2 protein-coding genes are annotated in these 1,067 nt (G+C 65.9%); both read right to left on the bottom strand.

The features are described from left to right. Positions 1-351, bottom strand: a 351-nt coding sequence (locus EN939_RS35450) for a pyridoxal-phosphate dependent enzyme (protein ID WP_127271970.1), incomplete at its 3' end; no start/stop codon positions are given. A gap of 39 nt (positions 352-390) precedes the next feature. After that, on the bottom strand, positions 391-1,067 hold a 677-nt coding region (locus EN939_RS35445; protein ID WP_442919594.1), incomplete at its 5' end, for a diaminopimelate decarboxylase family protein.

Below are 1,067 nucleotides of genomic sequence, written 5' to 3'. Positions count from 1 at the left end.
GTAGGAGCGGATTCGCTCCAGTTTGGCTGGCGGGCTCACTTCGGGAACGAAGATGGTCGCCTTGTGGCCGAGCCGCATGGCGGCATAGGCGACGGCCGCGCCATGGTTGCCGCCCGATGCCGCTACGACACCGGCGTCGGGAACCGGCCGCTCCAGGAGATTGGTGAAGGCGCCGCGCGCCTTGAACGAGCCGGAATGCTGCAGGCATTCGAGCTTCAGGTCGACGGCCAGCGGCGGCTGATCGAAGTCGGCCATGTCGACGCGCAGCACCGGCGTGTGCCTGATATAGGAGCGGATGCGCGGTTCCATCGCGGCAATGCGCTCGCGTGTGACGGTGATGCCGTTCGTCATGATTGCTCCCTGGGACGGGTAGGTGTGTTTCCGGCGCTCCTATGCAAGCCAGTCGGGCATCGAATCCAGCCCAATCAGGTCGTCATAGGTCGGGCGTGGGCGCACGATGTGGAACCGGTCGCCGTCGACCAGCACCTCCGGCACCAGCAGGCGGGTGTTGTAGGTGCCGGCCTGCACCGCGCCATAGGCGCCGGCGGTGGAGACGGCAATCAGGTCGCCGGCCTTCAGCCTGGGCAGATCGCGGTCCAGGCCGATATAGTCGCCGGTCTCGCAGACCGGGCCGACCACGTCGACCATCATGCGCGGCGTGTCGGCCGGCGGCTGCACGACCGGACGGATGTCGTGGAAGGCGTCGTAGAGCGTCGGCCGGATGAGATCGTTCATGGCGGCATCAACGACGAGGAAGTTCTTGGCGTCGCCTTCCTTCACGAAAATCACTTCCGAGACGAGGATGCCGGCATTGCCCGATATCAGCCGGCCAGGCTCGAACATCACCTTCAGCCCGAGCTTGGTGACATGCTTCCTGACGATCTGGGCATAGGCGTCGGGCAGCGGCGGCGGGTTGTTGTCGATGCGGTAGGGAATGCCGAGCCCGCCGCCGACATCGATATGCTCGATGGCATGGCCGTCCGCCCGCAGCGCGCCGACCAGATCGACAAGCAGGGCGAAGGCATCGTCGAAGGGCTGCAGCTCGGTGATCTGGCTGCCGATATGGG

It is taken from the genome of Mesorhizobium sp. M7A.F.Ca.CA.002.05.1.1, from assembly GCF_003998335.1.
Lineage (GTDB): Bacteria > Pseudomonadota > Alphaproteobacteria > Rhizobiales > Rhizobiaceae > Mesorhizobium.
This window is presented reverse-complemented; position numbering and strand designations above follow the sequence as displayed.